At 66.6% G+C, this 19,724-nt stretch carries 20 protein-coding genes; 8 read left to right on the top strand and 12 right to left on the bottom strand.

Annotation, left to right across the window (positions count from 1 at the left end; translation table 11 throughout):
- The 4 genes from AT701_RS00970 to AT701_RS00960 are packed head-to-tail and all read right to left on the bottom strand — an operon-like array spanning position 1 to position 3,852.
- The gene (locus AT701_RS00970) at positions 1-1,770 is read right to left on the bottom strand and encodes a gamma-glutamyltransferase family protein (RefSeq protein WP_058124949.1); all 1,770 of its coding nucleotides are present in this window, start codon (positions 1,768-1,770) and stop codon (positions 1-3) included.
- A 17-nt stretch (positions 1,771-1,787) separates the two neighbouring features.
- Entirely contained in the window at positions 1,788-2,660 is an 873-nt protein-coding gene (locus AT701_RS00965) for an alpha/beta fold hydrolase (RefSeq protein WP_223495241.1), read from the bottom strand.
- Positions 2,651-2,944, bottom strand: coding sequence for an epoxide hydrolase N-terminal domain-containing protein (locus AT701_RS35540; protein WP_223495238.1), 294 nt, complete (start codon positions 2,942-2,944; stop codon positions 2,651-2,653). Before AT701_RS35540 ends, AT701_RS00965 begins: the two co-directional genes overlap by 10 nt.
- Before the next feature lie 26 nt (positions 2,945-2,970).
- Positions 2,971-3,852, bottom strand: coding sequence for a TauD/TfdA dioxygenase family protein (locus AT701_RS00960; protein ID WP_235630845.1), 882 nt, complete (start codon positions 3,850-3,852; stop codon positions 2,971-2,973).
- 107 nt (positions 3,853-3,959) lie between these two features.
- Here AT701_RS00960 and AT701_RS00955 point away from each other — a divergent pair, with 107 nt between their 5' ends.
- Together AT701_RS00955 and AT701_RS00950 are read left to right on the top strand one after the other, a co-directional pair.
- A complete protein-coding gene (locus tag AT701_RS00955) occupies positions 3,960-4,469 on the top strand; it encodes a TetR/AcrR family transcriptional regulator (RefSeq protein ID WP_058124948.1) in 510 nt (169 codons plus the stop codon).
- Positions 4,470-4,574: 105 nt separating this feature from the next.
- The gene (locus AT701_RS00950; protein WP_011726717.1) at positions 4,575-5,246 is read left to right on the top strand and encodes a GntR family transcriptional regulator; all 672 of its coding nucleotides are present in this window, start codon (positions 4,575-4,577) and stop codon (positions 5,244-5,246) included.
- 9 nt (positions 5,247-5,255) lie between these two features.
- Here AT701_RS00950 and AT701_RS00945 read toward each other — a convergent pair whose 3' ends face one another.
- The 4 genes from AT701_RS00945 to AT701_RS00930 are packed head-to-tail and all read right to left on the bottom strand — an operon-like array spanning position 5,256 to position 8,956.
- Positions 5,256-6,038, bottom strand: coding sequence for an amino acid ABC transporter ATP-binding protein (locus AT701_RS00945; RefSeq protein ID WP_011726716.1), 783 nt, complete (start codon positions 6,036-6,038; stop codon positions 5,256-5,258).
- Positions 6,035-6,967 carry an amino acid ABC transporter permease gene (locus AT701_RS00940; protein WP_014876687.1) on the bottom strand — a complete coding sequence of 311 codons (933 nt, stop codon included), beginning with the start codon at positions 6,965-6,967 and terminating at the stop codon, positions 6,035-6,037. The genes AT701_RS00945 and AT701_RS00940 overlap by 4 nt, the downstream gene beginning before the upstream one ends.
- Positions 6,964-7,818: an ABC transporter substrate-binding protein gene (locus tag AT701_RS00935; protein WP_081319657.1), complete on the bottom strand. Its 855-nt coding sequence runs from the start codon at positions 7,816-7,818 to the stop codon at positions 6,964-6,966. The genes AT701_RS00940 and AT701_RS00935 overlap by 4 nt, the downstream gene beginning before the upstream one ends.
- 10 nt (positions 7,819-7,828) lie before the next feature.
- Positions 7,829-8,956 (bottom strand): NAD(P)/FAD-dependent oxidoreductase, encoded by a 1,128-nt coding sequence (locus AT701_RS00930; RefSeq protein WP_223495233.1) that lies wholly within the window; start codon positions 8,954-8,956, stop codon positions 7,829-7,831.
- Positions 8,957-9,062: 106 nt separating this feature from the next.
- On the opposite strand from AT701_RS00930, the gene AT701_RS00925 reads away from it, so the two are divergent.
- The 3 genes from AT701_RS00925 (at position 9,063) to AT701_RS00915 (ending at position 10,534) form a co-directional block, all read left to right on the top strand.
- A complete protein-coding gene (locus AT701_RS00925; protein ID WP_003891506.1) occupies positions 9,063-9,434 on the top strand; it encodes a YidH family protein in 372 nt (123 codons plus the stop codon).
- A gap of 5 nt (positions 9,435-9,439) precedes the next feature.
- A complete protein-coding gene (locus tag AT701_RS00920; RefSeq protein WP_223495230.1) occupies positions 9,440-9,751 on the top strand; it encodes a DUF202 domain-containing protein in 312 nt (103 codons plus the stop codon).
- A 180-nt stretch (positions 9,752-9,931) separates the two neighbouring features.
- A complete protein-coding gene (locus AT701_RS00915) occupies positions 9,932-10,534 on the top strand; it encodes an Rv1733c family protein (protein WP_081319318.1) in 603 nt (200 codons plus the stop codon).
- Here the strand turns inward: AT701_RS00915 and AT701_RS00910 are convergent, their stop codons facing one another.
- The 3 genes from AT701_RS00910 to frc all read right to left on the bottom strand — a co-directional run bounded on the left by AT701_RS00910 (position 10,535) and on the right by frc (position 14,437).
- On the bottom strand, positions 10,535-11,464 hold the full coding sequence (locus AT701_RS00910; RefSeq protein WP_003891503.1) for a histone deacetylase family protein: 930 nt from the start codon (positions 11,462-11,464) through the stop codon (positions 10,535-10,537).
- 90 nt (positions 11,465-11,554) lie between these two features.
- Positions 11,555-12,937: an OFA family MFS transporter gene (locus AT701_RS00905; protein ID WP_003891502.1), complete on the bottom strand. Its 1,383-nt coding sequence runs from the start codon at positions 12,935-12,937 to the stop codon at positions 11,555-11,557.
- A 213-nt stretch (positions 12,938-13,150) separates the two neighbouring features.
- Positions 13,151-14,437 carry a formyl-CoA transferase gene (frc, locus tag AT701_RS00895; RefSeq protein WP_003891500.1) on the bottom strand — a complete coding sequence of 429 codons (1,287 nt, stop codon included), beginning with the start codon at positions 14,435-14,437 and terminating at the stop codon, positions 13,151-13,153.
- A gap of 535 nt (positions 14,438-14,972) precedes the next feature.
- Here frc and AT701_RS00890 point away from each other — a divergent pair.
- Positions 14,973-16,376 (top strand): OFA family MFS transporter, encoded by a 1,404-nt coding sequence (locus AT701_RS00890; protein ID WP_003891499.1) that lies wholly within the window; start codon positions 14,973-14,975, stop codon positions 16,374-16,376.
- 200 nt (positions 16,377-16,576) lie between these two features.
- Entirely contained in the window at positions 16,577-17,305 is a 729-nt protein-coding gene (gene roxY, locus AT701_RS00885) for a GntR family transcriptional regulator RoxY (protein ID WP_003891498.1), read from the top strand.
- A 30-nt stretch (positions 17,306-17,335) separates the two neighbouring features.
- Here roxY and fdhD read toward each other — a convergent pair whose 3' ends face one another.
- Entirely contained in the window at positions 17,336-18,178 is an 843-nt protein-coding gene (fdhD, locus tag AT701_RS00880) for a formate dehydrogenase accessory sulfurtransferase FdhD (protein ID WP_003891497.1), read from the bottom strand.
- 173 nt (positions 18,179-18,351) lie between these two features.
- On the opposite strand from fdhD, the gene AT701_RS00875 reads away from it, so the two are divergent.
- The gene (locus AT701_RS00875; RefSeq protein ID WP_011726710.1) at positions 18,352-19,695 is read left to right on the top strand and encodes an OFA family MFS transporter; all 1,344 of its coding nucleotides are present in this window, start codon (positions 18,352-18,354) and stop codon (positions 19,693-19,695) included.
- Positions 19,696-19,724 lie beyond the last annotated feature (29 nt).

The raw sequence follows: 19,724 nt of genomic DNA, 5'->3' as shown, positions 1-19,724 counted from the left end.
TCACCGCCCGACGGCGTAACCGGTGCCGCCACGGGGGTTGGCGGCCGCGCACAACCGGCCGGTCACACGGTCTCGGCCCACCATGGACAGCCTTCCGAGTGACCAACCGTCTGTGACGGTCACGTCGTGCCCGCGGCCGCGCAATCCGTCGATCACCTCGGTTCCGGCCCGATCCTCCACCACCACACCGCGTTCCGATGCGGTACGCGGCACGAACGACCCGGGAAAAGCGGTGGTGTGGTACATCGGAGCGTCGATCGCCTGTTGTGGTGTCATGCCTGTGACGATGGTGCGCAACAGATAGAGCAGTTGCCACTGGTCCTGCTGGTCACCGCCGGGCGTGCCCAGTGACGTCACGGGTACGCCCGCCTCGAGCACCATGGTCGGGCTCAGCGTCGTCCGCGGGCGGGTCCCCGGCTTCAACGCCGAGGGGCTGTCCTCGTCGAGCCAGGTCATCTGCAGCCGTGTACCCAGACAGAAGCCCAGGCCAGGGACAGCCGGTGACGACTGCAGCCACCCGCCGGACGGGGTTGCCGAGATCATGTTGCCGAAACGGTCCACCACGTCCAGATGACAGGTGTCACCGCGGGTTTCGCCGGTACGCGACACCGTCGGCTCACCCGTGCCGAGTTCGTCGTGGGGCGTGACGGTGGTCCGTGACCGGTAGGGCCGGATGCCCGGCAACACACCGGGATCGACGACGGTCGCTGCGTGATCGGTGATGGCACCCGCACGCTCCGCGCAGTACTCGACGGAGAGAAGTTGCCCAAGGACCCCCTGGTCGGGGCGGGCGTCGCCGTAGTACGCCTCGCGGTCGGCCATCGCCAGCTTGACGGTCTCGACGATCGTGTGTGCCCCGGCGGCGGTGTCGGGGTCGATGCTGCGCGATGCCGCTGCCTGGTCGAGAATTCCCAACGCCTGCAACAACACCGGCCCCGATGACCAGAACCCGGCCTTGACCACGTCGACACCGCGGAACCGCAGCCGCAGCGACGCTTCCGAACCGATCCGCAGATTCTGGAAGTCCGATGTGGTGAGCACCCCGGCATGGTCACCGCCACCCGAGTGGCGGTGTGGCCGTGACGTGAATTCGACGATGGCCGAGGCAATCTCATTGCGCCACATCCGGCGGGCCCGGTCGATGCCCGCCACGCGGGTACCGGTCGCGCCGGCCTCGGACAACCGGCGCAGCACGGCCGCATACGCCGGATTGCGGACCAGGTCACCAGGTGCGGGTGGGGTGCCGTCGGGCAGCCACACGTCGCGCGAAGTCGGCCAGTGCGCGGTGAAATGACGGGCCATGGTGGCGAGCACAGCCGAGAGCTGCTCGCTGCACTCGATGCCGCGCTCGGCGTACTCGGCGGCATAGCCGAGGACGTCGGACAGCCGCCATGTGCCGTAACGCTCCAGCAGGTGAAACCACGTCTCCACCGCGGCGGGCACCGCCGCCGCGAGCGCACCGGCCCCCGGCACGTGCGTCAGCCCGCGCTCCCGAAAGGCCGCGATCGTCGCACCGGCAGGCGCAGGCCCCTGTCCGACCAGGACCACGGGCTGCGGGGTGGTGGAGGTGGACACCAGCGCCACCATGTCCCCGCCTGGACCGTTGAGATGCGGTTCGGCGACGTGCAGGACGAATCCCGCGGCCACCGCGGCATCGAAGGCGTTGCCGCCACGCTCCAGCACGGCTTGCGCGGTTCCGGACGCCAGCCAGTGGGTGGACGCGGCCATGCCGTGCCATCCGGTCACGGTCGGGCGGGTGGTGAACGGCATCACTCCGTTGTAGACCGTCAGGTGTGATTGCGGTAGGGCCGGAAGAAGTTCCGCAGTTCCTCGGCATAGAGTTCCGGTTGCTCGTACGGCGCGAAGTGCCCACCGCGCGGTGGTTCCGTGATGTAGACGGCGTTGCTGGTGCGGTGCAGCCAGGCATGTGGCGGTCGCACGATGTCCCCGCGGAACAGCGAGTACCCCGTCGGCACCTCGACGCGTCGCGCGTACTGCTCCACCGGGATCGCGGCATTCGCCCGGTACATACGCATCGACGAGCCGATGGTGGCGGTCATCCAGTACACCGTGACGTTGGTGAGGAGGTCATCCTTGCTGAACACGCTCTCGACGTCCCCGCCGCAGTCACTCCACGCCCGCATCTTCTCGACGATCCACGCAGCGAGACCGGCCGGCGAGTCCGTCAGGCCCACCGCGGCAGTCTGCGGTTTGGTGCGATGCATCGCGGCGTAGGCCCCCTCGGCGCCACCCCACCGCGTCGCCTCCTCGATCCACCTGCGTTCGTCTTCGCTGAGGTCACCGAGTTCGGCAGTCCCCGCAGGCAGGCCGGCGTCCATACGATGCACCGCAACCACTTGTTCCGGAAAGTCCAGGGCCAGAAAGCGGCTGACGCTACTACCGATGTCACCGCCCACCGCTCCGTACCGCGGATAGCCCAGTGCGGTCATGAGGCGCGACCACAGCGCGGCGACCTCGGCCGCATTCAACGCCGGAATGCGCGGACGGTCCGAGTATCCGAATCCGGGAAGGTCGGGCACCACCACATCGAACGCGTCGGCGGGATCCCCGCCGTGGCTCGCCGGGTCGGTCAACAGCGCAATGACCTTGGCGTACCGCCAGAACGAGTCGGGCCAGCCATGGGTGAGGATCAACGGCAAGGGGCGGGAGATCCTTCGACGGCCCGCGCGTGGACGAAATGAATGCCGAGTCCGTCGAGCGACGCGCGGAACCGCGGCAACGCGTTCAGTTCCAGTTCTCGCTGTCTCCAGTCGAATTCGTCGACCCAGTAAGCCACCAGTTCCCTCAGGTAACCGGAGTCGGCGCCGATGGACCAGCCCGCATCCTCGGGCGCATCGTTCCAGCGGGTCGCCCGCAGCCGCCTTCTGAGATCGTCGAGTTGCTCATCGGGCGTGACGTGGGCGAAAGGCTCCGGTCGGGCCATCTGGTCGGTCCCCTCTGTATGGGTGGTCAGCGGCAGGGCACGGGCCCGGTCACCGACGCCCGCTCCATGATGCGCGTGTGCGGCCAATAGTCGCTCGCCGCGTAGTGCTGCACGGCCCGGTTGTCCCAGATCGCCACCGAGTCGGGAGTCCAGCGGAACCGGACCTGATGCTCGGGTGTATCGGTCTTGCGGCACAACCGATCCAGCAGCGCACGACCCGCCTCGTGGGGATATCCGGCGATGTGGCTGACGAACATCCGGTTGACGTAGAGATGGCGACGGCCGGTGATGGGATGGGTGCACACCACGGGGTGGGTGACCGGCGGATGCGCGGCCTGCAGTTCGGCGATCTTCTCGTCCGGTATCAGCCCGCGGAGGTAGTACGTGAAATCGTGTGCGGCGTCGAGGCGGTCGATCTCGGCCTTGGTCTCGTCGTCGAGCGAGTCGTACGCGGCGTACATGTCGGCGAACAACGTGTCGCCCCCGATCGGCGGTACCTCGATGGCGTGCAGGATCGCCAGGATCGACGGCTCGGGTCTCCATGTGACGTCGTGATGCCAGGCGTTCTCGTACCCCGACACGTTGGCGTCCTTCTGGAAGCGGGCCAACGCCGACTCCGCACTGTTGGCCGGCAGCAGCGGGTGCACCTCCAGCGGCCCGAACTGCCGTGCGAGCGCGGCGTGCGCGTCCGCGGACATGGGTTGGTCACGGAAGAACAGGAACTTGTACTCGTGCAGGGCCGTGCGCAGTTCGTCGAACACCGCGCCGGCAAGAGGCCTCGTGAGGTCCACTCCTGAGATCTGCGCTCCCAGCGTCGTTCCCACCTGCTCGGCGTCGAAATGTCGCCACCGCAACGCGGCCAGCCGATCGCGCTCGGCCGCAAGGTGACTGAACGGCCCCGCGGACACGTCGTACCCGGGGATGGGCCGGGGGCGGGTGGCGGGGCATGGCGCGTGTCGGTCATCTGCGCGCTCCTCACGTTTGTAGTCGAATGACTACACGCTAATGTAGTCGAGTGACTACAGCAAGCGGCGGGCAACGTGACGCGGGCGCGCGGATTCGCCCCGTGGTGCTGACACACGCCGCGGACCTGTTCGCCGAACGCGGACCGGCCGCGACGTCGCTGCGCGACGTCGCCGAACGCTCGGGCGTCAACGCCGGACTGATCTTTCGCCATATCGGCAACAAGGAGGCCCTCGTCGCGGCGGTCCTCGATTTCCTCGCCGACGAACTGGTGACGGCCCGGGGAACGGACGCGCCAGAGGAGGTGATCGAGGCCCACGTCGAACGCAGTTGGAAGGTCATCGCCCGTGCGCTTCTGGACGGCTACGACGTAGGAGCGCTCCAACACCGGTTCCCCGTGGTCGAAGAACTCGTCGAGGCTGCGCGCCAACGGCATCAGGACGATCACGCCGCCCGTGCCGCCACCGCGGACGCCATTGCCCTCCAACTGGGTTGGCGCCTGTTCGGGCCGTTTCTGCGGGCCGCGACCGGTCTCGACGACAACCGGCCCCCGGGTGACTGACCGGCGCGGGCAACGCCTATTCCGCGGGAATCGTCCGACAATTGTTTGTCCGGCGATCCATCGATAGTCTGGGGCCAGCTGCCCTGCGCCCGAGGAGGAAACACCTTGCTGCCCGACTTGTCGGTCAACCGATCCACCACGGTCGAGCGCGTTTCCGACGCACTGCGGGCTGCCGTGCTGTCGGGTGAGCTGACGCCAGGCACACCGCTGCGGGAAGTCGATCTCGCCGAGCGGATGAAGGTGTCGCGCGGCTCGGTGCGCGAAGCGCTCGTGCGTCTGAGCGACGAAGGTCTGCTGCGGCGCACCTCGTTCCGGGGCGTCGAGGTCAAACAACTCACCGCCGACGAGATCCGGGATCTGTTCGTGGTGCGCAAACTCATCGAGCTGACGGCCGTGGACGCAGCCGGAACCGCCGGCGCGGCAGCGCTCGCCGAATTGCGGCGTGCCGTGGACGAGTTCGGGCAAGCGATCCGCACCGGGGCTGCCGTCGACCGCAACCGTGCCGACATGTTCGTTCACATCACGCTCGTCGGTCTCCTGAACTCCCCGCGCCTCAGCCGGATACACGGAGAGCTGATGAGCGAGTTGCAACTCGCCCTGGTTTCGCAGTACCGGGACTCGACAATCCTTCCGGGCACCGAGCTCACCAACCGCCACGAGGAGTTCCTCAGGATGCTTCTCGACGGCGACACCGTCGGCGCACGCGAGCAGCTCGAGCGCAGGCTCGACCTGGCTCAACGTCTGCTCCTCGGTACGGCAGACCCTGGCGAGAATTGAGACACCGGGTCAGCGCACCGCGGACAGGAAGGCCGCGGTGCGCGGGTTCGACGGCGAGTCGAGCACATCGCGGGCCGAACCCTGTTCCACCACACGGCCGTTCTCGAAGAAGATGACCCGATCGGCCACCTCACGTGCGAATCCGATCTCGTGGGTCACGATGATCATGGTCATACCCGATTCCGCGAGCCCCTTCATCACACGAAGGACGTCACCGACCAGTTCCGGATCGAGCGCGGAGGTCGGCTCGTCGAAGAGCATGAGTTTCGGTTGCATCGCGAGAGCGCGGGCGATGGCGACGCGTTGTTTCTGCCCGCCCGACAACTCGGCGGGGTATACCGTGCGCTTGTCTGCCAATCCCATTCGCGTGAGCAGATCCTCGCCACGCGCCGTGGCCTCCTCGAGCGTGGCACGCCGGGTTCTGACCGGGGCCTCGACGATGTTCTGTATCACCGTCATGTGCGGAAACAGATTGAAATGCTGGAACACCATGCCGATCTCGGCACGTCGGACGCTGGCCTGGCGATCACTCAACTCGATCAGCTTGTCGCCCTTGCGCCGGTAGCCCACCAGTTCGCCGTCCACCCACAGTTGGCCACCGTCAAGGGTTTCCAGGTGGTTGATGCATCGCAGGAAGGTGCTCTTGCCCGATCCGGACGGACCGATCAGACAGACCACCTCACCGCGCGCGATCTCGACGTCGACGTTGTCGAGCACCCGTACGGTCCCGAACGACTTGGTCACGCTCTGCGCGCGCACAAGGGGTCGCGCCGTCTCGGAGGGCACCGTCATCGCACACCTCGCCTCGCGAGATGACCGAGGCCCAACCAGCCGCGAACCCATTCTGCGGCAGCGGTTCTGATTTCGACGCTGCCCCTGGCGAAGTGCCGCTCGAGCCGCATCTGACCGGCGCTGAGCACCGCGGTCAGCACCAGGTACCACAGGCTCGCGACGATCAGCAGCGGAATCGTCTGGTAGTTCGAAGCGTAGATCAGCTGTGCGGAGTACAGCAGTTCACCGACCGCCAGGACGCTGACCAGTGAGCTGGTCTTCAGCATGCCGACCACCTCGTTGCCGGTCGGAGGCACGATCACCCGCATCGCCTGCGGCAGCACGATCCGCCGGAGCACCTGGTTCTTCCTCAAGCCCAAAGCCCGTGCCGCCTCGATCTGCCCGACATCGATGGAACCTATTCCACCCCTGATTATCTCGGCCATATACGCCGCCTCGTGGAGCCCGAGTCCCAGCACACCGGCGAGGACCGGGCTGATCAGCGCGTTCGCGTCGATGTCGACGCCGGGTATGCCGAACGACAGGTGCGGGTACAGCGCGGCGAAGTTGAACCAGAAGATCAACTGGACCAGCACCGGTGTGCCACGGAAGAACCCCACATACGCGAACGCCAGGGCCTGCGCGACGGGATTCGCCGACAACCGCATGACGGCCAGCACGGTACCGAGCACGATGCCGATGGCCATGCACACGAACGTCAGGACCAGCGTGAGGCGGACGCCCTCGAGGATCTGCGGGTCGAAGAGGTACCCCGCGACCAGCGGCCACCCGAAGCGGTCATTGGTGGCCACCGATCGGAGTGCGAGCGCGACGAGGACGACCATGACACCGCCGCTGAGCCAGCGCCCGAGATGGCGTTGTCTGACCACACGTGCGACGCCGGGGGACTGCGTTTCGCACGTCTCGGTCGCCGTCATCGCGCCGGTCACGATGCACCGGTGTAGATCGAGTTCTCCGGCATGCCCCACTTGGTGACGATCTTCTTGAGCTCACCGCTCGAATCCAGTTGCGCCATCGCGGTCTTGACGGCCGGCAGCAGATCGGAGCCCTTGGGGAAGGCGATGCCGACGGGGCTCGGGTCGTAAGGATCGCCGGGTGCGAGTTCCAGTGCGCCGTCGGATTCCTCGACCTCGATGGCCAGGCTTATGTTGGCGGCCATCGCGGCGTCGATGCGGCCGCTCGAAAGCGCGAGGTTGACCGCGTCCTGCGAGGGGAACTGGGAGATCGATATCTCGGGCTTGCCCTCTGCCACGCATTTGGCCGAGATCTCGGGCAGTTGGCCGATCGCCTGGATCGTGCCCTTCGGTGCGCCGATGGTGTGCCCGCACAATGCAAGTGGCTCCATCTTCAGGTCGTGCGGATTGCCCTTCTGCACCGCGAGCCCCGAACCCGCACTCATGTACGGGACGAAGTCGACGACTTTCTCACGTTCGGGTGTCACCGAGATCCCCGACGCGGCGGCGTCGTACTTGCGGGCCTGAAGCCCCGGCACGATGCTGTCGAATCCGACGTTGGTGAACTTCACCGTGAGCCCGAGCGTGTCACCGATCGCCTCGACGAGGTCGGCATCGAGGCCGACGATCTTCTTCGTGGCGGGGTCGACGGTCTCGAACGGACGGTACGTGGCGTCGGTGGCCACGGTGATCTCCTGGCCGCTCGGTTTCGCGCCGTCGGTTTCCTGCGACGTGTCGCCCGGCGCGGACGAACATCCGCTGACGAGGGCTCCCGCGACGCAACAGGCCAGCGCACTGCGGGCCAGACGCTGCATGCTCTTGTTCACGATGGCTCCCTCAGGCAGAGGCATTGGCGGAGAAGCGGGTCGGCCGGTACTCATGCAGGGCTTGCTGCTCTTGCCCGGTGAGGATCTCGCGTGCCGCGAGGTCTCCGAGAACAGCGGCCAGGGAGAACCCGCTGTGTGTGGTCAGCACGTACACGTCGTCACGCCCGGCCGGGAATCCCGCGATGGTGATGCCGTCCGACGGAATCGCGCGCAGGCTCAACCGCACGTCGAGGATGGCGGAGGCCGCCAGCGCGGGGACACGTGCCGCTGCTCGCGCGAGCAGGACCTCGGCGGCCCGGATGAGATCCGAGCGTGGCGAATCGATCGTCAGGGCGATGCCGTGGCTGTCTCCGGCCAGCAACATGCGGTTCGGGCCCGATGGGCGTGCGACCACCTCGGGTGTGACGAGAATCGGGAACGACTCGTTGGCCGGGCTGGTGACGGCAACCGCGAGGCCGGGCACCTTGGGGTGGTCGGCCGGGAGAACGGGGATGTCGATGCCTGCGAGTGCGGCGAGTTGTCCGGTCCATGCTCCGGCCGCGATGACGTAGCGGTCAGCGCTCAGCACCGACCCGTCATCCAGGCCGACTCCCGTCACGGTGCCGGCGTCGTCGACGAAACCGGTCACGGTTCGGCGGACGAATCTGCCACCCGCTTCGGCGATGGCGGCAGTGAGGGTCGTGAGGAGCAACGCGATGTCGACCCACCCCTCGGCGGGAAACACCGCGGCCGCCTCGTCGTCGGCCAGGCGCACCCCCGGCATCACCCGTGCCGCGTCTGCATCATCGAGAAGCTCCGCAGGGTAATCGAATTCGACCAGGCGACGAACATCCTCGGCAAGGGTGCGCCGCTGATCGTCTCCTGAAACAATCTCGACGGCGCCGGTGATGTGCAGCCAGCGTTCGTCCGTGAGCTTTTCGGCGAGGTGGTGCAGCGCCGTCATGCCCCGCTGGTTGAGCAGCGTGTAGTGATCGGGGTATCCGAGCCGGACCTTGCTGCTCGCATTCACCCAGGCACCCGAACCCCATCCGATCTCCCGTTCGGGATCCAGATCCGACACGACGGTCACTTCGGCACCGGCCCGTGCCAGATTCCACGCGGTGCACAGACCGACGACCCCGGATCCCACAACGACCACAGATGACACCGCTACCCCCAGATTGTTCGACAATCAATTGTCATATGAAACCACGGGAGCGGCGACCCTTCAATGCGAACGGTCATCTCGAGGAACGAGCAATAGAGTGGGAACGCTCATGCGCAACCGATTCCCGCGATCCGTGTACGACACGGGTTCAGATCCCGACCCGCGGTTCACCCTGGCCAACGAGCGCACCCTGCTCGCCTGGCTGCGCACGTCACTGGCTCTGCTGGCCGCGGGCGTCGCACTGGAGACGCTGGGTCTACCGCTGCAGCCCACTCTTCGCCTCGTGGCCTCGGTCGCCCTGGTGGTGCTCGCGATCGCGCTCCCGCCGGTCGCGTGGTTGTCGTGGGCCGCCACCGAACGCGCGATGCGCCGAGGAGAACCACTGCCGTCCTCGGTCCTGGCACCGGGCCTGACCGTCGCGCTACCGGTCATCGGGCTCGTCATTCTGGCCGGGCTCCTGCTGGGGTGACACCCATGCGTGACAGCGGACTACAGGTCGAACGCACCAGGCTGACCTGGCGCCGGTCGCTGCTGGCGCTCGTGGCCGTCCTCGCGCTGGTCGGCAGACCCGTTGTTCTCGGGCAGAATGCCGTCGCCACAATCGCCTTCGGTTCGGCCGCAGTTGTCGCGCTCGGGCTCGTGGTCGCATACCGGCGCCGATCCCGCGCCGTCGAATCCGCGATGCGCGACGGCCGCCCCCTGCCGGGGGCAGGGGTACCGGCCGCGTTCGTCGTCACATGCGTCTGGTGCGCGATCGTGGCCGTGGTGGCGCTGCTGACCATGTGAAGCGCCGTCCGCCACGCACCCGCGGGCCGCGTGCGCCTCGGAATGGACCCCGGATTGCCCGTGTTCTGAGCCACACTCGTGCGGATTTTGCTGGGCTTTCACCCCGCAGGGGCACGGGTGTGACCGATATCGCCGGTAATCGAGTGGCATGCCTACGCGACCATGGGCGACCATCTTTGTATGTATACAAAAACCCGCGCACGGGTTCCGTCTGGTACGGCGACCCCCGTCCGCTGGTGGGCGGCCTGTGCGTTCGTCCGCACACCGCTTGTGCGCCGTGCCGATCGCATCCAGGCATGGGCACTGATCGCCGGACTGCTACTGGCGGTCGTGGCCCTCTATCCCGCGGCGCTTCTGGGCCAAGCCGGATACGCCGGACGTGCCGAAACCATTGCTGCCGAGGCCGCTACGCGTCACGCCGTCGACGCGACAGCGACCAAGGGCAGCACGATCGATCCCACGGTGGCCGAGTCCTCGGCAGCGGCGTCCTTCCGTGTGCCGGTGAAGTGGGAAACCAACCGCGGTGTGCGGACCGCCGAAACCTCCGTCGACCATCCGGTGAAGGCCGGCGACACGGTGCAGATCTGGCTCGACGAGAAAGGCGCCGTGACGTCGGCACCGAAGACCGAGTCCGACGCACGCATCGCCGGTATCGGCGTGTTCGTGTTCGCCTGGCTGGCCATGGTGGGCCTGATCGGCGGCGGCTACGCCGCGCTGCACGTCGTGCTCAACCGGAGCCGCAACCGAGAGTGGGATCTCGGCCTGCGCGAACTGGTTCACTGATCAGCCTCGCACCAGTTCGTCCACGTGGGCGCTGACCGACTCCCGCAGGCCCTGCAGGTCGTATCCGCCTTCGAGCACCGACACCAACCGGCCTTCGCAGTGCCGCTCGGCCGCTGCCATCAGCTCCCTTGTGGCCCAACCGAAATCGTCTGCCGTCATCGACAGTGATCCCAGCGGATCGCGTTCGTGGGCGTCGAAACCCGCCGAGACGATGATCAGTTCCGGTTCGAAGCGGTCGACCGCCGGGATGATCCGGTCCCGGAACGCCTCCCGCAGTTCGTCACCGCCGTCGCCCGCGCGCAGCGGTGCGTTGAAAATGTTGCCGACGCCCGTCTCATCGGTTGCACCGGTGCCGGGGAACAGCGGCATCTGATGGGTCGAGGCGTACACCACACTGCCGTCGGAGTAGAAGATCTCCTGGGTTCCGTTGCCGTGGTGCACGTCGAAGTCGACGATCGCGACGCGCGACAATCCGTGCTTGAGCTGCGCGTGACGCGCCCCGATGCTGATGTTGTTGAACAGGCAGAAGCCCATCGCGCGCTCGGTTTCCGCGTGGTGCCCCGGCGGGCGGCACGCGACGAAGGCGTTCTGCGCCGTACCGTCGAGCACACTGTCGACGGCCTGCAGTGTGCCGCCGACACCGCGTAGCACGACCTCCCACGTCGAGGGCTCCATCATGGTGTCGCCGCCGTCGAGGTAGACGAAGCCGTCGGTCGGTCGCGCAGCCTCGAGCGCGTCGACGTAGGCGTTGCTGTGGACGTACCGCGTGACGTCGAGTTCGGCGAGTTCGGCCTCGACCCGCAGCAGATCGTCGAACCGGCTCTGCGCCAAGGCCATTTCCACCGCTCGATAGCGGTCCGGACGTTCCGGGTGCCCGGCCGCGGTGCGGTGGGCGGCGAAGATCTCGTGGTGGATCAGCATTGTGGTCACGGCGCGGGTTCTCTCCGATCTCGATGTACGTATTCGTGTGGACACGGCCGAGGGGATCCCCCTCCATGACCCCCTCGGCCGGTTGTTCGGTCAGTCCGACGCCGACGCCAACGTGGACGTCTTCGTCGAACTCGGGGCAACCGCTGCCCCGCTGCGGCGACCTGGCTGGCGCAGGAACACAGCGATGGCGGCGGACACCAGGGCGCTGGCCGCGGCGATCCAGTACGCACCGGCGTACCCCCAGGTGTCGATCACGCTGGCGCCCACACCGATACCGACGACCGAGCCCAGCAGCTTGGAGCTGTAGACCAGGCCGTAGTTACTGGCGTTGTTGTTCTCACCGAAGTAGTCCGGGGTCAGCGCCGCGAACATCGGGTAGAACGCGCCGCCACCGAAGCCCACCAGGAAGGCGAAGAACAGGAACAGGACCTCGTTGTGCGCCTGACCCGCGTAGAGCAGGCCCACGAGCGCCACGGCCGACACCAGCAGCACCAGGATCAGCGTCAGCTTGCGGCCGAGCCGGTCCGACACCCATCCGGTCGCGCCGCGTCCGGTGCCGTTGATGATCGACAGCACGCCCGCCGACGATGCCGCGATCAGCGGCCCGAAGCCGAGTTCCTTGGCGAACGGCACCATGTAGCTGCTGCCGAAGAGAGACACACCTGCGCTGATGCCCAACGACAGCCACATGAGCGGCAACATGCCGGTCTTGATGGCCTCCATCGGCGTGAACTGCTTGACGGCAGGCGGGTTCTTGGCCAGCCCCTTGGCACCGGCCTTGCTGTTGGCCCACTGCAGCGGGTCGACCGACTCCGGCCACCAGTTCTTCGGCGGGTCGCGGAACATCAGGCCGCAGATGACGAGGACCACCAGCATGTACGCACCGACGAGGTCGAGCACCCACACGTAGGTGCTCGGGTGCAGCGCGTAGCTGAAGATGAAAATGAACGGTACTGCGCCGTAAGCAAATCCGCCGTTGACGAAACCGGTCTTGCCGCCGCGTCGTTCGGGGAACCACTTGCCGACCATGTTGATACACGTCGCGTACACCAGGCCTGCCCCGATACCGCCGCACACCGCGAAGCCGAGGTACGCGACGAACAGGTTCCCCTGGGTGAGGGTGACGAACCCGAGTGCGGACAGGGCCGCGCCGATGAGCATCGCGGCACGAGCCGACACGATGCCCTTCTCACGCAGTTTGCCTGCGGGGAAGGCGATGCCGGCCTGGAACAGCGCCCAGATGGCCAGCAGCCAGAACGTCTCCGACATGCTCCACCCGTGTGCGTCCCGGATGGCCTCTTCGGCGGCGCCATAGCCGTATTCGTAAACACTCACGGCCATCATGGCGAGCCACGGCAGCCAGACCATCCAGGACCGTGAACGGCCCAGGATTTCGCGATCGGATTCTCCGATGCGGTAGACGCGGTTGTTCGCGTCAGTTATCTCGCGGTAATTTGCGAGCGCTGAAGACATCGTTCATTCTCTTTCTTGCGATGATCGCGGCCGGCGCTCGATTGCCCCATTCACGCAAGGTGGTGGTCACCGTGCCTGATGTCGAGCGCTTGCCGTAATCGCGGCACGCACAGCGTGCCGATGATCGTCGTCGTCTCAATGCACTTGCGGTAGTGCCTAACAGCTTGACTCGATACGCACTGCCTTTCGCTCGTGGGCTGCTGACCCGTTCTTTCAGATGGCTCCGGAGACCCGGAAGAGTTCGAGTTGTTCTGGCGTGTAGCCCAGTTCGGCGCAGATCGCGTCGGTGTGTTCGCCGAGCAGCGGCGAGCGGACGATCTCCACCGGGGAATCCGACAGACGCAGCGGCGACCCGACGGTCTTGAACGAGCCCCGCTGCGGGTGTTCGACCTCGACGACCGCGCCGAGTTCGGCCAACGTCTCATCCTCGATGAGTTCCTTGGTGCCGAGCACTGGTCCGCAGGGGACGTTCAACGCGTTGAGCGCCTCAAGCGCCTCCCACTTGGAGAGCCGCTCCGACCAGTCCTCGATCAGCGCGAACATCTTGTCCAGCTTGTTCAGCCGATTTTCAGGACGCGCCCAGTCCGGGTGGTCGGCGAGCTCGGGATGGCCGATCAGCTCGGCCAGCGGAGCCCAGACCTGCGGTTGGACGATGATGTAGATGTAGTCGTTGGGCCCGCCGCCCTTGGTCCGCACCGCCCATCCGGGCTGCCCGCCGCCGGAGGCGTTGCCGGCGCGCGGCACCTCGTCGGTGAAGTTGTCGTTGGGGTATTCGGCCAACGGACCGTGCGTGAGCCGTTGCTGATCACGCAGTTTCACGCGGCAGAGATTGAGCACGGCCTCCTGCATCGCGACCTCGACGCGTTGTCCGCGACCGGTGCTGACGCGTTGGTACAGCGCGGCGAGAACTCCCGCGACCAGGTGGATGCCGGTCCCGGAATCACCGATCTGCGCTCCGGTGACCGTGGGCGGAGCGTGTTCGAAGCCCGTGGTGGCCATCGAACCGCCCATGGCCTGTGCGATGACCTCGTACGCCTTGAAGTTGGCGTATTTACCGGGACCGAAGCCCTTGATCGAGGCGTAGATCAGCCTCGGATTGATCTCCTGCAGCCGTTCCCACGGGAAACCGAAGCGGTCGACGACGCCCGGCCCGAAGTTCTCCACCAGGATGTCCACGCGGGACACCAGGTCGGTGAAGATCTGCTTGCCGGCGTCACTTTTCATGTTGACCGTGATGCTGCGCTTGTTGCAGTTGAGCATCGTGAAGTACAGGCTGTCGACGCCCGGCACGTCACGCAGCTGGTTGCGGGTGATGTCCCCGGTCTTGGGTGCCTCGAGTTTGATGACGTCGGCGCCCAGCCACGCCAGCAGCTGCGTTGCCGACGGTCCGGATTGCACATGCGTCATGTCCAGTACGCGGACGCCGGACAACGCCTTCCCACCGACGTTTTTCGGCACTGCGGGGTCATCGTTCACAGGTCGGGTCTCGGCCATGTCCATCCCTCTACTCGCCAAAAAGTGCTCGGGGCCAGGCACTACGCCTTCAGATCGGGGTAACCCCGATGCAATCCCCCGATTGCATACCGTATGCGTTCATCGAAAGTGTGTCCCACGTAACACAGGCTTGTCCAGAGTTCGGAGAGATCTATGTGACGGCCAATTCCGGGGACGCTCCGACGCATCGGCCCAGCGCATTCACAGGTTGCCCACAGCGACACCCTCTGCGTCCATCCAACCCTCTTGGTTTCCTCCGCAAGGACGAATATTCTTCATTCACAGCATTTTTCAAGGTTTGCATCTGCTGAGGTCACAGGCTTTTGGACGCGCGTCAAGTCGACGATCCGGAACCTCCAGCGGATTCACAGCGCGATTTGACCTTGCGCACAGATTTGTATGTCGTATACCTTGCGATGTGATCGTCGTCACGTGTTGCCCCACTGATCGATTGGTTACCCGACATGAATCTGTATGCAATATCCAGAATCCACAGGTCAGGCCCCTGCCGGCCGACCCCTGATCGAGAGGTTCGGCGCGCATGACCTCTTCAGCTCAGCCGACCTACCGCGAGGTGGTCGACGACAACGGCCGGGTGTACCGGATCGGCGAGACCGATCGCGACATCCTGGGACGCTCCCGGGCCTGGATGGTCTGGCTGCCGTGGATCTCGATGATGGCGATCAGCTCCTCGGAGTACGCCTTCACTTCCGCCGAGGACACGCTGGCCGACGCACACGGCTGGCATGGCTCGCACATCTTCTGGCTGCTGGGCGCCTGGGTCCTCTTCCAGGCCGCGGTCGCCTTCCCGGCAGGCAAGCTCCGCGAGAGCGGCAAGCTGTCGGCACGCGCGGCCATGATGCTCGGTGCGGCGGGATCCCTGATGGGTTACCTGGCGCTGGCCTACTCGCCGAACGTGTTCTTCGCCTACCTCGGATTCAGCTTCTTCGGTGGCGGCGCGGCCGGCTTCGTATACGCCACCTGCGTGAACATGGTGGGTAAGTGGTATCCCGAACGCAAAGGCGGCAAGACCGGCTTCGTCAACGGCGGCTTCGCCTACGGCTCGGTGCCCTTCATCTTCATCTTCACGTCGTACATGGATCTCGCCAACTACCAGGGAGTCCTGTTCGCGGTAGGCGTCTTCCTGGCCGGCCTGGTGGCCGTGAGCGGCTTCTTCTTCAAGGACCCGCCGAAGAACTGGTGGCCGCCGCATGTCGACCCGCTGGGCGCCGCGTCCGACCCGCGCATCGCACGGGCCCTGCGCAAGAACCCGCCGGCCGTCAAGCAGTTCACGCCGATGGAGGCCATCAAGACCGGCATCCTGCCCCTGATGTGGTTCGTCCTGCTGTGCACGGCGGGCATCAACATCTTCGGCATCGCCATGCAGGTGCCCTTCGGCAAGGAGATGGGCTTCGCAGGCGGCATCGTGGCCCTGGCGATGAGCCTCAAGGCCATCATCAACGGCACCGGCCGCGGCGTGATCGGCTGGATCTCCGACCGCTTCGGCCGCCGCGACACGCTGATCCTGGTGTGTCTGGTGCTCGGCCTGGCGCAGTACGCGGTGTACTTCTCGGGATCCATCGGCAACATGCCGCTGTTCCTGCTGGCCTCGATGGTCTCGGGCTTCGGTGGCGGCGCGATCTTCCCGCTGTTCGCGGCGATGACCGCCGACTACTTCGGCGAGAACAACAACGCCACCAACTACGGCCTGGTGTACAGCTCCAAGCTGGTCTCGGGTCTGGTGGGTGCCGGTATGGGTTCGGTCGTGGTGAGCGCCTGGGGTTACGGTGCGGCGTTCATCATCGCCGGTTCGGTGGGCGTCGCGTGCGCCTTCCTCACCCTGCTGCTGAAGCAGCCGAAGCTGCCGAAATCCGAGCGGCTGGCCGCCGAGGATCCGGCTCGGCACTCCAGCCAGGCAAAGGAGGCGTCGCTGGCGGCCGACTAGAGGCCAGGCGCGACACCACAGTTGAAACGGCCCCGGGCGCGGTGAGTCACATGACCGCCGCGCCCGGGGTTGTTTTCTGTGCGTACGAGGTACCCCACCAAGTGCGACGACGCGCCGCAGACATTCAGAGGGTCACGGTTCATTGCATACCAAAAACCGGTAAGCTTGGAGCAACCTCAGAGGCTAAGGAGCCGCCAGCCATGTCCCGTCCGTATCCCGCCGGCAAACCCAAGAAGGCGTCGCCGTCAAACATGCTGGGCGACGCCGCACCTCGCGTCGTACGGCCCGCTCCCCTACGCCAGGCCGTATACGACGCGATCATCGAGATGATCATCCAGGGCACCCTGCAGCGCGGCCAGCACCTCGTGGAGGCCGAGCTCGCCGAATACCTGGGCGTCAGCCGCCAGCCCGTCCGCGAGGCGCTGCAGCGCCTGCAGACCGACGGCTGGATCGAACTCCGCCCGGCCCAGGGCGCGTTCGTCCACGTCCCCTCCGAGGAGGAGGTGGACCAGCTGCTCGGGGTCCGCACGGTCCTTGAGACCTACTCGGCCGCCCTGGCCGCCGAACGCGCGACACCCGAGGACGTGAACCGGTTGTGGGAGCTTCAGCAGGACGGGCTCAACGCACTCACCACCAACAATTCCGAGGGCCTGGTGGAGGCCAACGCGGCGCTGCACGCCGCGATCACCGAGCTGGCCGGGAACCAGGTGCTCGCCGACCACATCAGCCTCGTCGAACGTAAGTGGCGCTGGTACTACCTGCCCATCGCACGCCCGCGCGGACACGATGCGTGGTCCGAGCACGCCGAACTGATCAAGGCGATCGCGGCCCATGACGTGGAACAGGCGACCGACATCATGCGGCGGCACACCGACCGCACGCGGCAGACCTACCACGAGGAGCGCATGGCCAAGGCCGCCCAGGCCTGACATCGGGCCTTACATCCAGGCCCGGGCGGATTAGACCGTCGCGAAGCGGTCGTCGCTGATCCGCTCGGCCCCGGCGTAGATGTTCATGGTCGCGCCGCGCAGGAAACCCACAAGCGTCAGACCCATCTCCCTGGCCAGGTCGACCGCCAGTGACGACGGCGCCGACACCGCGGCCATGGCCGGAATCCCGGCCATCACGGCCTTCTGGACGAGCTCGAACGACGCGCGGCCGCTGACCATCAGCACCGTGCCGCGCAGTGGCAACCGGTCGCCGTCCAGCGCCCATCCGATCACCTTGTCGACCGCGTTGTGCCGCCCGACATCCTCACGCACGCAGAGCAGTTCGCCGTCGACGTCGAACAGGGCCGCGGCGTGCAACCCACCCGTGCGGTCGAAGACCCGCTGTGCGGCCCTGAGCTGGTCGGGCATCGTGACGATGGTGGCGGCGGACAACTCGACCGGATCGTCGCCTACGGTCCACGAACTGACGGTGCGCACGGCCTCCAAGCTCGCCTTGCCGCACACGCCGCACGAGCTCGTCGTGTAGAAGTTGCGTTCCAGCGACGCGTCGGGCGCCGTGACACCTTCGGCGAGCACGACGTCGAGCACGTTGTAGGTGTTGGAACCGTCGCGCGTGGCCCCTGCGCAGTACCGGATCCCGGCGATGTCGCCGGCCCGCGCGACCACGCCCTCACTGACCAGGAATCCCCGCGCGAGGTCGAAATCGTTCCCCGGCGTGCGCATGGTGACCGTCAACGGGCGCCCGGCGACGCGGATCTCGAGCGGTTCCTCCGCGGCCAGGGTGTCCGGCCGTTCGGCCGCGCCGCCCTCGGCGAGTCGCACAACCCGGTACCTGTTCGTCACGCGGCCCATCTGACACTCCTTTTGTATGTTGTATTCACTGTAACTCCGGATATGGTCAGCGCGCCGCTCAGCGAACTGTCCTTGGAGTTACCTGGACACCACATGAATCTGGCTGCCCCTGTGGACAACGTGACCCAGGTCACTTAGTCTTGTGCATACGGTATGCAATTAGGAGCAGGATTATGGCAGCCAACGACACCGCGGCACCGGTCGTGGTACGCGACCTGCGAGGTCGCACGTACCGAGTAGGTGAAGATCCGCAGGACCTCATCGGCTGCTCGAGAGCGTGGATGCTGGCGTTCTCCTGGATCGCCATGGCAGGCATCGGTGTACTGCAGTACGGCTACGGGGTCGCGCTCACCGCACTGCACGTCACCGAGGGCCGCAGCCTCACCGCAGCGCTGTGGGTGCTCGCGCTGTGGGTCGTGTTCCAGGCCGGGGCCGCCGCCCCGACCGCGGTGCTCAGCCACCGGTTCGCGCTGTCCCCCTCCCGCGCGGTCCCGATCGGCGCGGCCCTGTGCGCGGCAGGCCCCCTGACCGTCGCCCACACCGACAACATCGCGCTGGCGATCCTGGGCTACTCGGTGCTGTCCGGAACCGGCGCGGGCATCGTCTACGCCACCTGCACGGCCACCGTCGCCAAGTGGTACCCGGAGAACCGTGCGGCCAGGATCGGGCTGGTCACCGGTGCGGTCGGCTGCGGTGCAGTGCCGTTCATCGCAGCTTTCGCGCTCACCCTGACATCGACCACGCGCACAGCGCTTTTCACGGCGGTCGCGGTCATCGTCCTCGTCGTCGTCGCCCAAGTCGGCTCGCTGCTGAAGGACCCGCCCGCGGGCTGGTGGCCCGCCCACGTCGACCCGCGGCAGTGGGCCTTCGACAAGACGCTCAACCGCAGCCTGCGCCACAACGTAACCGCGATCCGGCAGTTCTCACCGGCAGAAGCCGCGCGCACACCCGCGTTCGTGGTGATGTACCTGATCATGGTCATCGCGGCGGCGGCCGCGCTGCTGGCCATCGTCTACGTGCCGATAATGGCGATCTCACAGGGCTTTTCGCTCGCGGTCGCGGCACTGGCCGTCGGTCTGCTCGCGGTGGTCAACGGCACGGGCCGCAGCATCGCCGGGTGGGCCTCGGACCGCCTGGGGCGCAGGCAGGTGCTCAGCGCCGCGCTGTTGATCCAGGGCTGCGCCCAACTCGGCCTCGTCTACTCGGCGTCTTCTGCAGTACCCGTCGCCTTCGTCGTCTTCGCCGGGCTCAGCGGATTGTCCGGAGGCGCGTTCTACCCGCTGATCGCGAGCCTGGTCGCGGACTACTTCGGTGAGCCCAACGCCGTGCGCAATTTCAGCCTGGTCTACAGCGCCAAGCTGTTCGGCGGCCTGATCGGCGTCGGCGTGCCCGCGCTGCTGATCAGCTCACACCTCATGAACCCGTTCGTGGTGGCGGGACTGCTCAGTCTCGGTGCCGCCGCGATGACGCGGCTGCTGCACCTCCCCGGTTTTCCGATCGTCGCACTGCCGCGCTGATCTTCGTCCACCTGTAAACCCTGACAACC

The sequence above is a fragment of the Mycolicibacterium smegmatis genome, from assembly GCF_001457595.1.
Classification (GTDB): Bacteria; Actinomycetota; Actinomycetes; order Mycobacteriales; family Mycobacteriaceae; genus Mycobacterium; species Mycobacterium smegmatis.
Note: the sequence above shows the minus strand (reverse complement) of the source record. Positions and strands in the feature narration are given on the sequence as shown.

Bases quoted from the DNA above. Each gene is read 5' to 3' on its own strand.
- AT701_RS00970 (WP_058124949.1), bottom strand. From the start codon at position 1,770: ATGCCGTTCACCACCCGCCCGACCGTGACCGGATGGCACGGCATGGCC.
- AT701_RS35540 (WP_223495238.1), bottom strand. From the start codon at position 2,944: ATGGCCCGACCGGAGCCTTTCGCCCACGTCACGCCCGATGAGCAACTC.
- AT701_RS00945 (WP_011726716.1), bottom strand. From the start codon at position 6,038: ATGACGGTGCCCTCCGAGACGGCGCGACCCCTTGTGCGCGCGCAGAGC.
- AT701_RS00920 (WP_223495230.1), top strand. From the start codon at position 9,440: ATGCGTGACAGCGGACTACAGGTCGAACGCACCAGGCTGACCTGGCGC.
- AT701_RS00915 (WP_081319318.1), top strand. From the start codon at position 9,932: ATGTATACAAAAACCCGCGCACGGGTTCCGTCTGGTACGGCGACCCCC.
- AT701_RS00905 (WP_003891502.1), bottom strand. From the start codon at position 12,937: ATGTCTTCAGCGCTCGCAAATTACCGCGAGATAACTGACGCGAACAAC.
- frc (WP_003891500.1), bottom strand. From the start codon at position 14,437: ATGGACATGGCCGAGACCCGACCTGTGAACGATGACCCCGCAGTGCCG.
- AT701_RS00890 (WP_003891499.1), top strand. From the start codon at position 14,973: ATGACCTCTTCAGCTCAGCCGACCTACCGCGAGGTGGTCGACGACAAC.
- roxY (WP_003891498.1), top strand. From the start codon at position 16,577: ATGTCCCGTCCGTATCCCGCCGGCAAACCCAAGAAGGCGTCGCCGTCA.
- fdhD (WP_003891497.1), bottom strand. From the start codon at position 18,178: ATGGGCCGCGTGACGAACAGGTACCGGGTTGTGCGACTCGCCGAGGGC.
- AT701_RS00875 (WP_011726710.1), top strand. From the start codon at position 18,352: ATGGCAGCCAACGACACCGCGGCACCGGTCGTGGTACGCGACCTGCGA.